At 56.0% G+C, this 17,424-nt stretch carries 17 protein-coding genes and 1 tRNA gene; 11 read left to right on the top strand and 7 right to left on the bottom strand.

Annotated elements, in window-relative coordinates; genetic code table 11:
- Positions 1-176: 176 nt before the first annotated feature.
- The 6 genes from DSD30_RS10170 to DSD30_RS10145 all read right to left on the bottom strand — a co-directional run bounded on the left by DSD30_RS10170 (position 177) and on the right by DSD30_RS10145 (position 5,656).
- On the bottom strand, positions 177-1,256 hold the full coding sequence (locus DSD30_RS10170) for a threonine aldolase family protein (RefSeq protein WP_114009501.1): 1,080 nt from the start codon (positions 1,254-1,256) through the stop codon (positions 177-179).
- Positions 1,257-1,388: 132 nt separating this feature from the next.
- A complete protein-coding gene (locus tag DSD30_RS10165; protein ID WP_114009500.1) occupies positions 1,389-1,976 on the bottom strand; it encodes a DoxX family membrane protein in 588 nt (195 codons plus the stop codon).
- Between the two features lie 67 nt (positions 1,977-2,043).
- Complete coding sequence (locus DSD30_RS10160; protein WP_114009499.1) at positions 2,044-2,832, bottom strand: HvfC/BufC N-terminal domain-containing protein; 789 nt, start codon at positions 2,830-2,832, stop codon at positions 2,044-2,046.
- Complete coding sequence (bufB, locus tag DSD30_RS10155) at positions 2,822-3,715, bottom strand: MNIO family bufferin maturase (RefSeq protein ID WP_114009498.1); 894 nt, start codon at positions 3,713-3,715, stop codon at positions 2,822-2,824. The genes DSD30_RS10160 and bufB overlap by 11 nt, the downstream gene beginning before the upstream one ends.
- A 55-nt stretch (positions 3,716-3,770) precedes the next feature.
- Entirely contained in the window at positions 3,771-4,070 is a 300-nt protein-coding gene (locus DSD30_RS10150; protein WP_114009497.1) for a BufA1 family periplasmic bufferin-type metallophore, read from the bottom strand.
- Between the two features lie 683 nt (positions 4,071-4,753).
- Entirely contained in the window at positions 4,754-5,656 is a 903-nt protein-coding gene (locus DSD30_RS10145; protein WP_114009496.1) for an N-formylglutamate amidohydrolase, read from the bottom strand.
- 434 nt (positions 5,657-6,090) lie between these two features.
- Here DSD30_RS10145 and cpdR point away from each other — a divergent pair, with 434 nt between their 5' ends.
- The 3 genes from cpdR (at position 6,091) to DSD30_RS10130 (ending at position 7,171) form a co-directional block, all read left to right on the top strand.
- A complete protein-coding gene (gene cpdR, locus DSD30_RS10140; RefSeq protein WP_114009495.1) occupies positions 6,091-6,450 on the top strand; it encodes a cell cycle two-component system response regulator CpdR in 360 nt (119 codons plus the stop codon).
- A 167-nt stretch (positions 6,451-6,617) separates the two neighbouring features.
- Positions 6,618-6,692, top strand: a tRNA-Val gene (locus tag DSD30_RS10135).
- 287 nt (positions 6,693-6,979) lie between these two features.
- A complete protein-coding gene (locus DSD30_RS10130) occupies positions 6,980-7,171 on the top strand; it encodes a hypothetical protein (protein ID WP_114009494.1) in 192 nt (63 codons plus the stop codon).
- A 640-nt stretch (positions 7,172-7,811) separates the two neighbouring features.
- Here DSD30_RS10130 and DSD30_RS10125 read toward each other — a convergent pair.
- A complete protein-coding gene (locus DSD30_RS10125; RefSeq protein WP_114009493.1) occupies positions 7,812-8,477 on the bottom strand; it encodes a TetR/AcrR family transcriptional regulator in 666 nt (221 codons plus the stop codon).
- A gap of 102 nt (positions 8,478-8,579) precedes the next feature.
- Between DSD30_RS10125 and DSD30_RS10120 the strand changes: the two genes are divergently transcribed.
- The 8 genes from DSD30_RS10120 (at position 8,580) to DSD30_RS10085 (ending at position 17,372) form a co-directional block, all read left to right on the top strand.
- Positions 8,580-9,458, top strand: coding sequence for a shikimate dehydrogenase (locus DSD30_RS10120; protein WP_245418417.1), 879 nt, complete (start codon positions 8,580-8,582; stop codon positions 9,456-9,458).
- Between the two features lie 43 nt (positions 9,459-9,501).
- On the top strand, positions 9,502-10,518 hold the full coding sequence (locus DSD30_RS10115) for a DctP family TRAP transporter solute-binding subunit (protein ID WP_114009492.1): 1,017 nt from the start codon (positions 9,502-9,504) through the stop codon (positions 10,516-10,518).
- 67 nt (positions 10,519-10,585) lie between these two features.
- Positions 10,586-11,113 (top strand): TRAP transporter small permease, encoded by a 528-nt coding sequence (locus DSD30_RS10110; RefSeq protein WP_114009491.1) that lies wholly within the window; start codon positions 10,586-10,588, stop codon positions 11,111-11,113.
- Positions 11,110-12,384: a TRAP transporter large permease gene (locus DSD30_RS10105; protein WP_114009490.1), complete on the top strand. Its 1,275-nt coding sequence runs from the start codon at positions 11,110-11,112 to the stop codon at positions 12,382-12,384. Before DSD30_RS10110 ends, DSD30_RS10105 begins: the two co-directional genes overlap by 4 nt.
- Positions 12,384-13,316, top strand: a complete 933-nt coding sequence (locus DSD30_RS10100) for a hydroxymethylglutaryl-CoA lyase (RefSeq protein ID WP_157967642.1) — start codon at positions 12,384-12,386, stop codon at positions 13,314-13,316. The genes DSD30_RS10105 and DSD30_RS10100 overlap by 1 nt, the downstream gene beginning before the upstream one ends.
- Positions 13,313-14,149: a sugar phosphate isomerase/epimerase family protein gene (locus DSD30_RS10095; protein ID WP_114009488.1), complete on the top strand. Its 837-nt coding sequence runs from the start codon at positions 13,313-13,315 to the stop codon at positions 14,147-14,149. The genes DSD30_RS10100 and DSD30_RS10095 overlap by 4 nt, the downstream gene beginning before the upstream one ends.
- Positions 14,150-14,178: 29 nt before the next feature.
- Complete coding sequence (locus DSD30_RS10090; protein WP_114009487.1) at positions 14,179-15,585, top strand: aldehyde dehydrogenase family protein; 1,407 nt, start codon at positions 14,179-14,181, stop codon at positions 15,583-15,585.
- Positions 15,585-17,372 (top strand): thiamine pyrophosphate-binding protein, encoded by a 1,788-nt coding sequence (locus DSD30_RS10085; protein ID WP_114009486.1) that lies wholly within the window; start codon positions 15,585-15,587, stop codon positions 17,370-17,372. The genes DSD30_RS10090 and DSD30_RS10085 overlap by 1 nt, the downstream gene beginning before the upstream one ends.
- The last annotated feature ends 52 nt before the right edge of the window (positions 17,373-17,424 follow it).

Here is a 17,424-nt window from a genome sequence, read left to right as displayed (position 1 = left end):
GACAAGATCAAGGTGGAGCGTGATCCACGCTCCACACACTCCCCCACATTCCTCCCTGACCTTTTCCAAAAGGTCGCTCCGATTGCCTGAGGGTCTTCCTCCCACACACCGTGCCTGAGGGCAATCGGTCCTCTCACAGAACGGCTCCAGCGATACATGTCGCTGGAGCCGTTTTGCTATCCGATTTTGTGGGGTGCTTCGCTTTTGTTGATGGCCGCGAGGAAGGCGTCGACTTCATCTGGTTGGGTGCGGAAGGAACAGACCAGACGAACCAGGCACTCCCCTTCGCCGGGGCAGTCTTCATCCGGCAGGCCTGCTGACGGCCATTCATGGAAATTGCCGCCCGCCTCGCGGGCTTGTTCGGCTGCTGTCTTGGGCAGGATGGCAAAGACCTCGTTGGACTGGCTCGGCCAGGCGATGCGGCTGCTGTTGGATGCCTTAAGGCCATCAATCAGACGGTTGGCCATCTTGTTGGCGTGCGTTGCATTGTCCAGCCAGTGGTCGTCGGCAAAGTAGCCATCAAACTGGGCGGCGGCAAAGCGCATTTTGGAGAAGAGATGGCCAGCCCGTTTGCGGCGATAGATGAAGTCGCTCGCATAATCCTTGTTGAAAAAGACCACGGCTTCAGCGCACCAAGCCCCATTTTTCGTCGCGCCGAACGACAGGACGTCGACACCGGATTTCCATGTCATTTCAGCCGGTGTTGCTCCGATAGCCAGCATGGCATTGGCAAAGCGGGCGCCATCCATATGCAGGGCGAGTTTCTGGTCCTTGGCAATGGTTGCCAATGCTTCCAGTTCCCTCAGTGAGTAGGCGGTGCCGTATTCGGTGGCCTGAGAGAGGGAAATGGCATTGGGTTGGCCATGATGGACAATCCCATGGGGGACTTGCTCCAGACCATGCCGGATGGCGTCTGGTGTCAGTTTGCCATGGCGACCTTCCAGACCCCACATGCGGGCACCCGAAGTCAGAAATTCCGGTGCGCCGCATTCATCAACCCGTATGTGGGCGTCCATATGGCAGAAGACAGTACCGCCCGGACCGGTCAGCGTTGAGAGCGACAGCGCATTGGCGGCGGTGCCCGTTGCGACCATGAAGACGGAACAATCGGTTTCGAAAATGTCCTGAAAACGGGTTTCGATCTGTTGGGTGAGGTCATCACCGCCATAGGCGGGGGCGGCACCATCATTGTGGCGGGACAGGGCGTCCATGACCTTGGCAGAGGCCCCGGCCCAGTTGTCGCTGGCAAATTGCATGTTTGATCCTTGAGGCAAGAGACAAAAACCTCTTCAGGCAGTGGCCCAAAGAGGTGCCTGAAAAGGTGTCTGGCTGGTGTCCCATAGGACCAAGCTCGCTTGCCCGGGTCAAGACCAATTCTGATCTTGTATTCAGGCTGCTGCCAATTTGCCGCTTGGCTGGATCGTTTTTGTCAGCAGATAGTCAAGGGATGCCTTGCCGGGGCCTTTGAGGATCAACAGGAGCAGCGGCAGGATGGACAAGAGGCGGTAGTCGAGAATTTCTGAATTGTGTACCTGATCGAACACCGCTCCAATGGTTTCGCTTTCAAGGCCGTGGAAGGCGATGTCGACATAGGTCTGAACGGCAATAAAGCCAATGAAGGCAAGGCTGGCGAGACGTGTGACCAGACCAAATAGGATCAGAAATGGCAGGATGATTTCGGTGACGGTGCCCAGAATGACGATGATCGTCCAAGGGAAGAAGGCGATCTGGCTGGTGTCATACAGCACGGCTTCGGCGATGGTTGGCAGAATCTGGCCATAGGCACCGGCGGAGGGATTGAATATTCCGAAGAAACCCTCGCCCAGTTTGCTGATGCCGGAGTTGAAATAATAGAAAAACAGGGCGCTGGAGAAAATCAACCGGGCAGCAAGACCGAGGAACCAGTCGGACAGTGCAGCATCCAGTGCTGAGAAAGTGCGGTTGTGTAAGGCTATAAGCCGGTCGAGTAGAGACATGTTCGTATCCGTTGTTAGGCTGTCTGAAGGCTGCGTTGCGGGGGAGGGCAGCTTCAGTTTGTTCGGGTTAATGGGCGCTCAACAAGGCGCCGGTTTGCAAGAGGCCAGTGAAATGCTGGCCAAAATCAAAATTGTCGTAAGCGCTGGCAGCTCGCTCTGCGGCGTCAGCGAGGGTCGCCCCTTCCATGAGGGCGGCAAAGAAGAGGTCTGCGCCATCGGGCAGCATGGTCACCGACACCTGCCAGTGCGGGCGGGTGACGAGAACGGACTGTGCTGCCTGTTCTACGGTGCCAAGGTCGACAGTGTCGCCATGTTCAGAATGAGCCGACCAGATGGAAAAGACCGGATGGTCGGACCGAAGCAAGTGTGCACCGGGATGAAAGGCAAAGGTCAGCGCGCCCAAACGTTGCGGCGGGATTGATTGCAACATGGATGGGTCGAATGGTGCGGCGTCGGCCGCGTGATAGGCATCGAGCCAAGCTCGCTCCAGTCTTGCGACGTCTGCCAGATAGGGCAGTTCGGCAACTGGCGGGAAATTTGCCAGAAACTCGGCAAATGCATCGCCATAGGTGATCAACATCTTGGAACGTGGCGGATGCTGGCGAATGTAGATCGAGCAGGTGGCGTTGAAAAATTCCTCGCCGACCAGATCGCGCACCACCGGATAGACCCCCGCCATGGCTTCGATGAGACTGCTGAGCACATTGTTGCGATAGACGCCAAAGCGTTTGACGGCCTTTTTGCCGGGCTTGGGACCAATTATGTCGGCGGGCACCGGATCCTCGAGATTGAGGAGGGCCGATGCAAAGCCGGTCTGGACCGTGCCCAGATTTTTGACCCGATCATTAGCCAGCATGACGGAGGTCTCCCGCCTTGCGATGCTGATCAAGGATGGCTTCTGCTCGCTCAGCTTCCGCAAACAGCACGTCCCAAGTGGGAATGTTGCCGTCCCATTCGATCAGGGTCGGCACGGTACCGGAGCGTTTGAGCGCGTGGTCATAGAGCTGCCAGACCACATCGGCGACCTCGCGATCATGGGAATCAATCAGCAGAATTTCGCCTTCATCATCTTCATCGCGCGCAAATCCGGCCAGATGCACCTCACCAACATGCTCCACGGGGAAGGCGTCGAGATAGGCGACAGGGTCATAATTCTGGTTGGTCGCTGAGACATAAACATTGTTGCAGTCAAGCAGCAGGCCACAACCGGTGCGGGCCACCAGTTTTTCCAGAAAGGCGATCTCGGACATGGTGGAGCTTTCGAATGCCACATAGACCGACGGATTTTCAATCAGGATTTTGCGACCCAGCAGGGTCTGAACCTGATCCACATGGGCGACGACCCGCTCAAGGCTGTCTTCGCGATAGGGGACGGGAAGAAGATCGTTGAAAAAAAGCTCGTCATGGCTCGACCATGCCAGATGCTCGGAGAAAAGTCCGGGCATGTAACGCTCATTGAGCGCCTTGAGGCGGTCGAGATGGCCCTGATCCAGCGGCTGGTCAGCGCCAATGGAGGCGGCGACCCCGTGCAGGGACAGCGGATAGCGACTGGCGATCTCGGTCAGGTATTTATGCGGCGGACCGCCTGCCCCCATGTAATTTTCAGGGTGCACTTCAAACCAACCAATGTCGGGATTTGTTTCAAGGATCGTCTGATAATGCTCCGCCTTCAGACCGACCCCGGCACGCGCCGGGATCGGTTTGGAAGACGAGGCAGACAGGGTGTTGGACAATGTCATGGGACTTTACCTCTTGCCTGTACCTCTCAAAAATCGTCCGCAGGTGCGGCCGGTCTTACATTTTTTTCGGGGTCAGGCTGCCCATGCCATGTGGGGTTTTCATGGTGGTGCAGGTGCCTTTAGGGACCAGCTTCCAGGCGTTGCCCTGATAGTCCATGGTGGAGGAACCCGAGCAGGTGGTGCCTGGACCAGCCTTGCAATCATTCTGGCCTTTGAGCGCAACACCGTAGCATTTCTCCATTTCGGCAGCCTGTACGCCGTCGGTGGTCAGGGCGGTCATGGCACCGGCGGAAACGAAAGTGGCGACAGCGCCAGCGACGAGGGCTGCGGAGAAGGTTTTTGCATTGTTAGACATGGTAGTCTCCCGGAGTAAGTGATGTGAGCAAAAATGTTGTTTGCGTTTTGAAACTTGGTCCGTCTGATCGGTTGTGCTCAGCGGACAATTGCATCCTGTCGGGAAAGCTGATCAATGGGAAATGAATTGGCTGTGACGCTGATCACACGCAATATCACCAAAGCGTGAGCCTCCGGTCAGGCCATTGGCTGTGCTGGAAAACTCGACTTCTGTGGTGATGGAATTCGCATCAGAACAGGAGGCATATGTCTATTTTTTGTGCAATTATAGTATTTTCGGAAATTGGCCTAAAAATTATGCACAGTAAATTTGAAGGCTGAAATAAAGCCCGGACAAGGGAGGAAATATATTATTATTCAATGATTTGGAGGATTTTTGGAAGTTCGTGAAAAACTCCGATCCGAGCCAGTCTCCGCGCCTTGAGGCAGGATTGTCTTGAATTTCTGGGCTTTCGGTGCCATTGTTGCAGTGCGGAATTTATTCCCGCCGCCCTTGCTGGGCGTTTCCTCCTTAGACTTCGCGGGCCGCATCTTTTTGCGGCCCTTTTTCTTTGCCCAGTCCCCTTTTCTATGCCTTCCCGTACCCCTGTTGGTCCGCAAGCCAATGCGGATGTGTGTGCGCTTTGCATAATCAAGGCGGGGATAGGGGGAGGGGCAGGGGAATAGCAGAGGAGCGCGAGGATACTATTCCGCGGCAGCTGCTTCCGGCAGGAAGGCGTCATTGGCGCACTGCATCAGCAGCTCGGCAAAGCGGGCAAACAGATCCGTCAGTTCATCGAAATGGGCAACCGGCGTGAAGGTATCCTCATCCATATAAAGGCTGCGATCAATTTCGATCTGGAGGGCATGAAGCCCCTTCAGGGGGCGACCATAATGCTGGGTTATGAAGCCGCCGGCATAAGGGCGGTTCATTTCTACCTTGAAACCAAGATGTGTCAGGATTCCTTTTACCGCATCGGTCAGGGAGGCATGACAGCTGGTGCCATAGCGATCACCCAGAATGATGTCTGGGCGGTTTGCCGGATTGGTATTTTGCAGCACGCGGGAGGGCATCGAATGGCAATCGATCAGACAGGCATAGCCGAAATCGACATGGGTGAGGGCCATTTGTCGTCTCAGCGTCTGATGATAGGGTTTGTAGAATGTTTCGATGCGCTCCAGCCCTTCTTCTACCGTCAGGCGGTGTTTGTAGATCTCGCGGCGCTCTGCAACGATTCTGGCGATCGTCCCGAGGCCACCGCCCACCCGAGCACCAGCGCTTTTGACGTAGGAAGGCAGCGGAGCGTCGAACATGCTTGGATCGAGTTCATAGGGCTCCCGGTTGAGATCGAGGAAAGCACGCGGAAAATGGGCCTTCAGCAAAGGCAAGCCAACATCGGGCACCTTTTTAAACAACAGATCAACGAAAGCATCTTCCGACCGGCGTAACTCCATTTCTCCCAATCGGCTGGAGTCCTTGAAGGCTTGGGTGTAGCAGCGGCCTGAATGAGGGGAGTTGAATAGAAACGGGGCCAGCTGCTCCTCTGGCTCATGGAGAAGAAACGCGTTTTCAAGGGTGTCAAATGCTGCGAATTTCGATGATGTCAACGCGGTCTCTCGGCTTCTTGTTTTATTGCCGCAGCTCGCCCCGCCATGTCGCGGTCAAGCCATCGGATTGTGGTCCATGATATTCCCAACTGGCGGATTCGTGCAATCCCCCTCTTGCAAGCAATTGGTTGCTAGCTAGAAGCTGATTTGCGCGGATTGCCATCATCGGCTTGCCGTGGCTCCATCCCGGTCGTGGTGGTTCATACTGGAAGACTATCGCAGATTGCGATAAGGCGGGAGGTTTCTTTCCTTAATATTTGGTTAAATCATCACAATTGATGATGTGCTTGAGGAAAGCTTGTAAAATGTCCGTCAGAATTCACGGGATCTTTACCCGTGAGGACAAGAAATGTAGGATCAGGACAATCCCCGGGCGAAGCCGGGCTCCATCATTGAACGAAAAGCCCGACGAAGCGGCTGGAGACCAAAGAGACATGTCACAGATTTTGCTTGCTGAAGATGATAACGATATGCGCCGCTTCTTGTCGCGGGCATTGCAGAATGCCGGATATGAGGTCGTCTCCTTCGATAATGGTAAAAGCGCTTATGATCGCCTGCGTGAAGAGCCTTTCACCTTGCTGTTGACCGATATCGTCATGCCTGAGATGGACGGCATCGAACTGGCGCGCCGGGCGACAGAACTTGATCCGGATCTCAAAGTGATGTTCATCACAGGCTTTGCGGCGGTGGCCCTTAATCCTGACAGCCAGGCTCCAAAGGACGCCAAGGTGCTTTCCAAGCCCTTCCATCTGCGTGATCTGGTGAATGAAGTCGGCAAAATGCTTGCCGCCTGATCGGGCCCTGTGATCTTCTTTCCATGCGCCATGGTGTTGGTGGTGCATGTTTTTTCACAGATCCACAGCCCTATGTGACAAGTTTGCAAAAGGGGCTTGCAATCACTTCTTGAGGGCGGTAGAAGCCTTCTCACCGCAAGGCGAAAACCATAGATCGCCAACAGGATGGGCGTATAGCTCAGCGGGAGAGCACTTCGTTGACATCGAAGGGGTCACTGGTTCAATCCCAGTTACGCCCACCATCCTTTCTCCTCATTCGTCAAGAAAAACAATGGCTTCGTTCATAGAATGAGCTTGAGGCCCAGCCTTTCAGTCTCTGATTTTATTCACACCAGTCAATGTGAGTGGACAACGAAGTTTTCGCAATTGCCTTCGGCTCTTGCTCTGCGTTCCCGCTGAGCTATACGCCCATCCCGTTGGTCTTACGTCAGTGGTGAGGGGGGGGGAGGTGAGACGCCCGTCCACTGGTTGAACAACCCGGTGAACAATTTCACCATCGCTCCAAAGGCTGCCATCTTCAGAAAGCGACATGCCAGCAGCTTTAGCTATTGTGCAAGCAAATACAAATGTAACGTTGGGCATGCGGCAAATGTCATCTAAAAGCATAGAAATTCAAGGGATTTCAATTGTCACGGGTGTCGCCAAAATTGATTTTGCATTCAAACGGATGATAGATTTAGCGCCAATATTGGATCAAATCTCGAAGATCACAAATATTTGAAAATCTGAAATCTACCAGTCAATCGCATTTGTCGCAGCTATGTTTGACACCGGTGGAAGCCATTCCAAAATAGCCATGACCTGTGCGCTTGACGATCATAAATCCCGGAGTCTCAACGCCCGCGAGAACCTAGCCTGATAGATGCAACGGATCGATTCTATCCACAAGCTTCGTTTCAAGTTCAAGACTGCCCTGACCGATCAACTTCAAACAGCCACGCAATTTGCCGCAGTGATTTTGAAGCGCCGTGTGGGTGAGCGGCATTTCCTCACAGTCAAGTACAAAGAACTATTGCCGAAAAACTCACCAAGGTGGGTGAAAACACCGCGAAGATGACCGACCACAGGAATCCTGATGCAGCCATACCATGCTGGCGTCCAGCCTGTTCGATCATCAAGTCGGAGCGCAGGAAAGAGCCTCTTTCGGCTTGGGCCACTCCAGTGACATCCTGTTCGCGGTACGCTTTGGCGGGAACGCAGCGGTTTTTGCCGACCCCGCAATGCACTCTATATCTGCATCACAATCGACATCATGCTTTTCACTGGCGATGCAGCAAAAGGGGCACGATCTAGAAAACCACATTGATTCATATCTGCCAAACTGTCGCACAAAAGACCCTGACCCGTATGAAGAATTTTCCTCAAAGCTTAGGCTCGGCAATTGCAAGCACAGCCTCAACGACCATGTCACGCAACCGTTCCTGACCGTCGGGCAAAAACAGGGTGCCGCCAAAGACGCGGGCGAAGCTGGGCTGGTTGGAGACATTGAAAAAGGACATCGCGCTGATCATCCAGTGCAACTCCAGCGGTGACAGGTCGGCGCGGATGGTTCCGTCCTCTTTGCCAAGAGCGCAGATCTCATTGATCCGATCTACAGCGCTTTCATTGACCTTGGCAATCAGGGTCGACGTTTCCAGATGACGGCCGTTGTTGATATTCTCAATCATCACCAGTCGGATGAAAGGCTCATTCTTGCGATGATGATCGAAGGTGAATTCGACCAGTTTGCGCAGGGCCTGTTTGGCATTCAGGGATGATAGATCCAGCGCCGCTTCCTCACCGCGTACCTTGCGATAGGCTTCTTCCAGAACACGCAGATAGAGGGTCTCTTTGTCATTGAAATAATAATAGATCATCCGCTTGGTAAAGCGAGAACGATCGGCAATGTCATCGACGCGTGCGCCAGTCAAACCGTGCTCGGCAAACTCCGTCGCAGCCGCCTCCAGAATGCTGGCTTGCACAGCCTCCGGATCCTGCTTCCATCTCTTCTTTCGCTCGGGCGCAGCTGCGCTCTTCTGGTTGGTCATCTGAAGCCTGCATATCGTGTTTCCCTTACCCTAATGGACTGTCCAGTTAAAAACAATTGACAGATTTAACTGTTCAGTTAATTATGGTGCAGGGAGTGAGACATGAACAATCACACAATGCAGCATCAAGCGGAGCCGAAATCCGTCCTGATTGGGCTTATCGGTGCAGGAATCGCAGGATCTCGTACCCCGGCCATGCATGAGGCTGCCGCTCGAGCCCTCGGCTTCCCGCTGGTCTATCGTCGTCTGGACCTCGATTTCGACTGCAAGCTTTCTCTGGAAAACCTTCTAAAGACCGCCGAGTGGATGGGGTTCGATGGTTTGAACATCACCTATCCGTGCAAGCAGGAAATCATTCCTTTCCTTGACGAGTTGTCAGAAAATGCCGAACGCGTTGGTGCCGTCAACACGGTCGTTCTGCGCGATGGCCGCCGGTATGGCCACAATACCGACATCTGGGGGTTTGCCGAAGCCTTTCGAACCGAGTTGACCGGCGTTGCCCGAGAGCGTGTCTTGCAGCTTGGCGCTGGCGGGGCTGGCGCGGCGACTGCTTATGGTCTTCTGTGCGAGGGGGTGGGCGAGTTGCGCCTCTGTGACCCTGAACAAGCGCGCGCCCAAGATCTGGCCAGTGAGCTTTCCAAGCATTATGACCCGCGCCGGATCAAGGTCGTCACCAATGCACAAGAGGCAGTCCAGAATTGTGACGGACTGGTCAATGCCTCCCCTGTGGGTATGGCAAAACTGCCGGGAACGCCCTTGCCTGTTGCCTCCATTCCGCATGGCGCCTGGGTGGCAGATATCATCTATTTTCCAATGGAAACCGAATTGCTTGCAGCAGCGCGCGCTCAAGGATGCCGCACCATGGGTGGTGGTGGCATGGCGCTCTGGCAGGCTGTAAGGGCATTTGCTCTTTTCACCGAGCAAAGCCCCGATCGAGATGTGATGCGTGAGGCCTTTTTGCACGCACACAGTAAGCCCTGAAATCAATAGATCACACTGACTTTATCGAAATGGGAGGAGAACCATGCGTAATTTCACAACCAAAACCCTGTCAGCCCTTGCAGGCCTGGCCATTGGCTTGGGCGTTGCTGCCAGTGCACAGGCCCAGACCATCCGCTTCGCTCACGTTGACCCGGCTGATTGGCAAAGCTCGAAAAAGGGCGCCGCAGCCGAAATCTTCAAAAACATCGTTGAAGGCGAAACCGGTCTGACAGTCGAGTTGTTCCCAGCCGGTGCGTTAGGCAACGAAGATGAACTCGTCGCTCAGGCACAGGACAATCTCACCCAGGTGGTGATGGTTTCCGGTGCCATGTCAAAAATCTGCCGCGCGGCATCCGTGCTGGATATTCCTTACACCTTCCCGTCTGCACCAGTGGCATGGAACGTGCTGGATGGTTCCTTCGGGAGCGAACTGGCCGCACATTGTCTGGATAAAACCGGCCTGCGTACGCTTGCCTACGGGGAAACCGGCTTCCGCAACTTCACCAATGGTGAGCGCGAAATTCGCACCCCGGCAGATATGAAGGGCCTCAAATTCCGTGTCCAGCCGATCCCGCTCTATATTGAGATGGTCAAGGGCCTTGGCGGCGAGCCAACACCGATTGCCTGGACCGAATTGCCAAATGCTCTGTCAACAGGTGTGGTTGACGGTCAGGAAAATCCGGTCGGCGTGATCTACAATAACGGCCTGCATAAACTGCAAAAATACATGACCCTTGACGGTCACGTCTATGCAGCCGACTTCCTGCTCATCTCTGATGAGTTCTTCCAGTCCCTTTCCCCTGCCGAGCAGGCCGTGGTGCAGAAAGCAGCCGTCGTGGCAGGCAATATGGGTCGTTCCATTCAGCAATTCTCCACCGCCGTTGGTGTGAATGCCGTGCAAGCCGAAGGCATGCAGGTCTATTCGCCAACCGCCGAAGAATTGGCGCAGTTCCGCGATGCGGCGCAACCAGCTGTCAAAAAATGGCTGGCTGGCGAGCTGGGCGGCGAAGCCGAGTGGATTGAAAAGCTTGATGCTGCTGTGAAAGCTGCCACCAAGTAAGACCCAAGGATGGGTGGCCGCCCAAACGCCACCCATCTCTCCCACCCAAAGGATCGTGAGACATCGAATGCGTGTAATCAGTCGGTTTACCCAGCGGATTTGGGCTTTTGGCGCAGGCCTTTCCATTGCTCTGGTCTTTGCGATCATTTTGGTCAATTCCGTGCGTCGTTACACCACTGGCCATTCTCTGGCTTGGGGTGAGGAAATGCCGATCTATCTGACCATCTATGGGGTCATGTTCGGCATTGGCTTGGCATATCTGCAGGATCGACATATTCGCTTTTCCATCGTTACGGACATACTGACGGATCAATGGCGGCGCTGGACTTTCGCCGCGATGGATCTGGTCACGCTTGCAACCGGCATTGGCCTCACGCTGTCAGGGATTGCCTTCGCATCCCGGCGACCGCAGATCGAAGCCTCCGGGCTTATCGGTACGGCCAAGGAGCTGGCCCAGAGCCTCGACATGGCCTGGCTCGAATGGCTCGGGCGGGTTGGAACTTGGCAGGCCGCGATTGCCTGCGGCGGCATCATTCTGGCGATTTCCGCTGGCATTCGCTTTATTGAACGCATTCAGGAAAAGGGTGACGCATGACCATTTTCATTCTGACATCCGGCCTGTTGCTGGGGCTGCCCATCGCGTTCGCCATTCTAGTTGCCCTCATTTGGTTCATGACCACAGGCGAAGCACCTTATACCTTGCGCATCGTCGCAACCGAAATGTTCAAGGGGCTCGATTCCTATCCCCTTCTGGCAATCCCGCTCTTTATTCTGGCGGGCGAATTGATGAACGAAAGCGGCATTACCCGCCGCATCATCGCCTTTGCCAATGTACTGGTTGGCGGGTTTCGTGCGGGTCTTGCCCATGTCAATATCTGGGCTTCGGTGATCTTTGCCGGGCTGTCCGGCTCGGCGGTTGCCGACACCTCGGCCATTGGCCGGGTCTTCATTCCCGAAATGGAAAAGCATGGCTATGACCGCGCCTTTGCGGCTGCGCTCACGGCAGCCTCCTCGGTAATTGGCCCGATTATTCCTCCATCCATTCCCGTCATCATTTACGCCCTCATCGTCTCTGGTGTCTCCGTTCCCGCGCTGTTTCTGGCTGGTATCGTCCCCGGCTTGCTGCTGGCGGTGTTTCTCTCGATCTATGTCATGCTGACGGTCAAGGCCGACACGGTCTCAGGTGAGAGAAACATCCACGGCACCTCGAACAGGGACGCCATTATGGGCGGAATCCTGCCACTCTTGATGCCAGTCTTTGTTGTCGGTTCGATCCTGCTCGGCGTTGTCACGCCGACCGAAGCGGCAAGCTTCGCGGTCTGCTATGCATTGGTGCTGGGTCTGTTTGTCTATCGCAAGATTTCCTTCAAACGCCTGCCGCAGATTTTTTCGGGCGCCATGCGCGACAGCGCGGTCATTCTGGTGATCATCGCCGCCGTCGCCGCCGCCAACTGGCTCCTCACCTACAATCGCATTCCCAACATGGTCACCGACTGGGTGCTGGGCAATGTCGACAGCAAGACCACCTTCCTGATCGCGGTCATCCTGCTGTTCCTGTTTGTTGGCCTGTTTCTTGAAGGCATCGCCGCAATGCTGGTTCTGGTGCCGATCCTGCATCCGATCGCCGTGTCGCTTGGGGTCGATCCGGTTCATTTCGGCATTGTCGTCATCTTCAACCTGATGATCGGCCTGATTACTCCACCACTTGGTCTCTGCCTCTTTGTGGCGGAGAGCGTCGCCGGGGTCGGCATGGCCCGATTGATCAAGGCCATCATGCCCTTCTTCGTGGTTGAAGTTCTGGTGCTCATCATCATCACCTTCCTGCCAGACACGGTGACATGGCTTCCTCGGATGATGGGCTTCTGATGATGAAACTCTCAGGTGACATTCTCATCGAGGACGAATTTCTGCGCGACGGGCTGCAGAATGAAAAGCGTCTTTTGAGCTTGGATGAAAAACTGCACTTCCTTGGCCATCTTGAGGCTGCTGGCGTGCGGCGGATCCAGGTCGGCTCCTTCGTTCATCCCAAATGGGTGCCGCAAATGGCCGATACCGATGCGTTGTTTGACCGCATCGAGCCAAAGGAGAGCGTGGTCTATACCGCCTTGGTGCTCAATGGCTCTGGCCTTGATCGGGCCTTGGCGGTTGGGGTCAAGCATCTGTCCATTTCGGTCTCCGCCTCTGAGACCCATTCGCAGAAAAACACCAACCGCTCGGTCGAGGATGGCATCACCCGCATCCTGCCGGTGATCGAAAAGGCTTTGTCCGAAGGCGTCGCCGTCCGCGCAGGCATCCAGTCGGCCCTTGGCTGCGGCTTTGAAGGTCATATCGACCCGGATCAAGTGTCCCGCATTGCCCAGCGCTTTGCGGCGCTTGGGGTGCAGGAAATCAACATTGCCGACACGGCAGGCTTGGCCAATCCGCAGCAGGTCTTCAACCTATGCCAGCGGTTGCGCGGCGAGATCGGCGACGAAACCGCCCTGTCGCTGCATCTGCATGACACGCGCGGGCTGGGACTGGCCAATATGGTGGCCGGACTTCAGGCTGGCGTGCGGATCTTTGACGCCGCCATGGGTGGCCTTGGCGGCTGTCCCTTCGTGCCGATGGCAACGGGCAATGTTGCGACCGAAGATGTCGCCTATGCCTGCGAGGAAATGGGCCTCAAGACCGGCATCAATTGGCAGGCCTTGCGTGGCCCCGTCGCCGAGGCCGAAGCCCTGTTTGAGCGGGCCTTGCCCGGTCGCATGTCCCATATGCCACCGCCCCCTTGGCTGCAATCATCGGAGGATCAGTCATGAGCCATCCCTATGCCCTGTCCTATTTGACGGTTCCCGGGGTGACCCCACCCGAACAGACCTATATCGCTGCCCGCACAGGCTATGATTATGTCAGCTATCGGCTGTTTCATCTGGGTGTGGCGGGCGAGCCGGATATTAACCCGACTGACCCGCAGATCATCCGCGAGACCAAACAGGCGCTGGCGGACACCGATCTGAAATGCTTTGACATCGAGCTGATGCGCATCATGCGTGGCCTTGACCCCAAGGATTTTGTGCCCGCCTTTGAAGCCGGGGCTGAGCTGGGCGCTGGGCAAGTCATTTGCTCTGCATGGACCGATGTGCGCAACGACCGCAAATTCATCGTCGAGACCTTTGCCGAGATCTGCGATCTCGCCGCTCCCTTTGGCCTGACGGTCAATCTGGAATTCCCGGCCTTTTCTCGGCTGACAACGCTCGAAGAGGTAATGGAAGTTCTCGAACGGACCGGTCGGCGCAATCAGGGCATGCTGGTCGACACCCTCTATATGCATTTCAACAAGGCCCCCCTTCTGGCACTCGAAAAGGTGCCGCCAGAATGGATCAATTTCCTCCATATCTGTGACGCCGAGGATCTGGCCTTCACCCGCGAAGCGATGATCGACACAGCCCGCGATGCCCGTCTTTATCCTGGCGAAGGGGCAATCGATTTCTGGGCCGTCAATTATCTTTTCCCCGATCTGCCCCTTTCCATCGAGCTGCCCCATGCCAAACGGATTGCCGAATTTGGCCCCGAGCAGCATGCCCGAAACTGCCTTGAAGCAGCCCGTTCTGTCTTTGATGCCGACCCGGCATCGTTCAAACAAATGGCCTGAGGCCGCAGCGATAATCAGGAGTATCCGATATGGCTCGTGACATTTCACCAGAAGAAATCGAAACCATCGACGCAATGATCATCCGTGCGCGTGCTGCCATGGACGCCATAGCCGACTGGGATCAAGAACAAGTAGACCGGTTGGCACAATCCATTGGTTGGCATTGCGGTAACGAAAAAACCTTTGTCCGCATCGCCCAGATGGGCGTTGATGAAAGCGGCATTGGCGACCGCGCTGGACGCGCAGGCAAGCGCTTCAAGGTGCTCGGTGTTCTGCGTGATGCCTTGCGTGGCAAATCCGTTGGTGTGATCGAGGAAGACGCAGAAAAAGGCCTGACCAAGATCGCCAAACCGGCAGGCGTCATCGCCTCTCTCATCCCCACCACCAACCCGGAATTGACCCCGCCGGTCACCGGCCTTTATGCGGCCAAATGCAAGGATGCGGTAATCTTCTCGCCCCATCCCCGCGCCAAGGCGACAACCAATGAAATGGTCAATGTCATGCGCCATGCCTGCAAACTGGTTGGTGCACCCGAAGACCTGTTCCAATGTGTCACCCAGCCATCCATCCCGGGCACCAATTATTTGATGAGTCAGGCCGATCTGACGCTGGCCACCGGCGGCAAACCAATGGTCCATGCGGCCTATAGCTCGGGCAAACCGGCCTATGGCGTGGGGGCAGGCAATTCCACCATGGTGATTGACGAGACCGCCGACATTGCCGAGGCTGCCGCCAATTCGCGGATGTCGAAAATGTCCGACTTCGGTTCCGGCTGTTCGGCCGATGGTAACCTGATCATCGTCGATGCGGTCTATGAGCAAATGAAAGCAGCGCTGATCAGCGAAGGCGGCTATCTCTGCTCGCCAGAGGAAAAACAGCTGCTTGCCAAGGCGCTCTGGAAAGACGATGGCTCCCGTCGCGTCGAAACCGTGGCTGTGTCGGCCAAAACCATTGCCGACTTTGCGGGGTTTGACCTGCCCGACGATCGCAAATTCCTGATGGTTGAGCAGGACGAGATCGGCAAGGATCATCCTTTCAGCCGTGAAAAGCTGTCCGTCACCATGGCGCTCTATCGGGCCAAGGATTTTGACGACACCCTGCGCATGGTGCGTGAAATTTATGAAGTCGGCGGCAAGGGCCATTCCTGCGGCATCTATTCCTTTGATGAGGAGCGCATTCTGCGTCACGCCGCCAATGCGCCGGTCTCCCGCGTCATGGTGCGTCAGCCACAATCAAAAGCCAATGCCGGCTCCTTCTCCAACGGCATGCCGATGACCTCATCGCTCGGCTGCGGCATCTGGGGCGGCAACATCACCAACGAGAATGTGTCCCTCAAGCATTATATGAATGTCACCTGGGTTGCCCGTCCAATCGCCGAAGACCGCCCGTCTGACGCCGAACTGTTTGGTGAATTTTACAATACAGAGGTGCTCTGATGGAAAAGGATCAAACGACTCTGATCGAGAATGCACCCCAGTTGGTGGATTATCTCGAATATCGCGGCATTGAACATATTTTCGGCCTTTGCGGCCACACCAACATCGCGGTCCTGTCCGCTTTGGCCGACTCGAGCATCAAATTCGTCAATGTTCGCCATGAGCAGGTTTCCGCTCATGCCGCAGACGGCTATGCCCGTGTCACAGGCCGTGCGTCGGTGGTGCTGAGCCATCTCTCCCCCGGCCTGACCAATGCGGCGACCGGGGTGGCCAATGCGGCGCTCGACTGCATCCCGATGGTGGTGATTGCCGGCGACATTCCGTCTTATTATTACGGCAAGCATCCCCATCAGGAGGTCAACCTCCATGCGGATGCGGCGCAATATGAAATCTATCGCCCCTTCGTTAAGCGTGCTTGGCGCGTCGATACCCCGGAGCTGCTACCCGAAATCCTCGAAAAGGCTTTCCTTTTGGCCGAAAGCGGCCAGCCCGGTCCGGTTCTGGTCAATGTGCCGATGGATTTCTTCTCCACCAAAGTTGACCCGGCCTGCTGGGAGCGCGTCAAGACCGGCTCCAAGGTCTTGGCCAAGCCAACCATTGATGAGGCGACAGCGCGTCAGATCGTTCAAACCTTGGCAGACGCCAAACAACCTATCATCCATGTCGGCGGCGGCATCGCGCTGTCCAAGGCCTATGACGAGCTGCGCGCCTTTGTCGATCACATGCAGATCCCGGTTTCCTTCTCCTTGATGGGCAAGGGCGTGCTGCCCGATGATCACCCGATGGTGCTGGGCATGACCGGCTTCTGGGGGATGCAATTCACCAACCAGCAGACCTTGGCCGCCGACTGGATTCTGGCGCTCGGCACCCGCTTTAAGGAAGCTGATTGCTCCAGCTGGTATCCGGACTACACCTTCAATATCGGCAAAGACGCGACCAGCTTGATGCAGATTGACATCGAGCCGCAGGAAATTGGCCGCAACTATCCGGTCGAGATTGGGGCGGTGGCTGACCTGAAGGCGGCGCTCACCGTGCTCAATCGCGTGGCCCGCGAGATGTTGCCCGACGGACGTCCATCCGATGGCCGGGCCTCGCAGATCGCCACTGAGCGCCAGAACTTCAGCGCTCAAAATGTCGAGATGCAGCAGTCCGATGCCTTCCCGATGATGCCGGAACGGATTTTGGCCGATCTGCGGACCGTCATGCCGCGCGATGCCATCCTCACCTCCGATGTGGGCTGGAACAAGAATGGCGTTGCCCAGCAGTTTGACATTTTCACACCGGGCTCGATCCTCATTCCCGGCGGCTTTGCCACCATGGGCTTTGGCCCGCCAGCTGCCATCGGGGCCAAGATCGCAGCGCCTGATCGGGTGGTGATCAGCCTCGTCGGCGATGGAGGTTTTGGCCAGAATCCGGCGATGCTCGCCACCGCCAACGCCGAGAATGTGCCGGTCATCTGGATCATCATGAATAACAATGCCTATGGCACTATCGCTGGTCTGCAAAAGTCGAACTATGGCCTGACCCATGGCACGGTCTTCCCCGCAGCTGACAACCCGCAAGAACAAACGCCAGACTATGCGGCGATTGCCAGAGCCTATGGCTGTGATGGCGTACGGGTCACTTCGGCTGGCGCCTTCCGTCCGGCGCTTGAAGCGGCGATTGCCAGCGGCAAGCCGACGGTGATTGATGTGGCGATGATCAACAACCCGACTCCGACTTCGGGCCATTGGAACATTCTCGACATCTATTCCCCTGATGGAAGCGGTGGCCACGCCAGCACCTAACAAGATCCGGATGCGGCCCCTTTTCGATATTCTGTCCCGGTGTTCAGCAAGG

It is taken from the genome of Cohaesibacter intestini (assembly GCF_003324485.1).
Taxonomy (GTDB): domain Bacteria; phylum Pseudomonadota; class Alphaproteobacteria; order Rhizobiales; family Cohaesibacteraceae; genus Cohaesibacter; species Cohaesibacter intestini.
Note: the sequence above shows the minus strand (reverse complement) of the source record. Positions and strands in the feature narration are given on the sequence as shown.

Excerpts from the sequence above, each read along its gene's own strand:
- DSD30_RS10170 (WP_114009501.1), bottom strand. The coding sequence starts at position 1,256 with ATGCAATTTGCCAGCGACAACTGGGCCGGGGCCTCTGCCAAGGTCATG.
- DSD30_RS10165 (WP_114009500.1), bottom strand. The coding sequence starts at position 1,976 with ATGTCTCTACTCGACCGGCTTATAGCCTTACACAACCGCACTTTCTCA.
- DSD30_RS10160 (WP_114009499.1), bottom strand. The coding sequence starts at position 2,832 with ATGCTGGCTAATGATCGGGTCAAAAATCTGGGCACGGTCCAGACCGGC.
- bufB (WP_114009498.1), bottom strand. The coding sequence starts at position 3,715 with ATGACATTGTCCAACACCCTGTCTGCCTCGTCTTCCAAACCGATCCCG.
- DSD30_RS10150 (WP_114009497.1), bottom strand. The coding sequence starts at position 4,070 with ATGTCTAACAATGCAAAAACCTTCTCCGCAGCCCTCGTCGCTGGCGCT.
- cpdR (WP_114009495.1), top strand. The coding sequence starts at position 6,091 with ATGTCACAGATTTTGCTTGCTGAAGATGATAACGATATGCGCCGCTTC.
- DSD30_RS10130 (WP_114009494.1), top strand. The coding sequence starts at position 6,980 with ATGCCAGCAGCTTTAGCTATTGTGCAAGCAAATACAAATGTAACGTTG.
- DSD30_RS10125 (WP_114009493.1), bottom strand. The coding sequence starts at position 8,477 with ATGACCAACCAGAAGAGCGCAGCTGCGCCCGAGCGAAAGAAGAGATGG.
- DSD30_RS10120 (WP_245418417.1), top strand. The coding sequence starts at position 8,580 with ATGAACAATCACACAATGCAGCATCAAGCGGAGCCGAAATCCGTCCTG.
- DSD30_RS10115 (WP_114009492.1), top strand. The coding sequence starts at position 9,502 with ATGCGTAATTTCACAACCAAAACCCTGTCAGCCCTTGCAGGCCTGGCC.
- DSD30_RS10110 (WP_114009491.1), top strand. The coding sequence starts at position 10,586 with ATGCGTGTAATCAGTCGGTTTACCCAGCGGATTTGGGCTTTTGGCGCA.
- DSD30_RS10105 (WP_114009490.1), top strand. The coding sequence starts at position 11,110 with ATGACCATTTTCATTCTGACATCCGGCCTGTTGCTGGGGCTGCCCATC.
- DSD30_RS10100 (WP_157967642.1), top strand. The coding sequence starts at position 12,384 with ATGATGAAACTCTCAGGTGACATTCTCATCGAGGACGAATTTCTGCGC.
- DSD30_RS10095 (WP_114009488.1), top strand. The coding sequence starts at position 13,313 with ATGAGCCATCCCTATGCCCTGTCCTATTTGACGGTTCCCGGGGTGACC.
- DSD30_RS10090 (WP_114009487.1), top strand. The coding sequence starts at position 14,179 with ATGGCTCGTGACATTTCACCAGAAGAAATCGAAACCATCGACGCAATG.
- DSD30_RS10085 (WP_114009486.1), top strand. The coding sequence starts at position 15,585 with ATGGAAAAGGATCAAACGACTCTGATCGAGAATGCACCCCAGTTGGTG.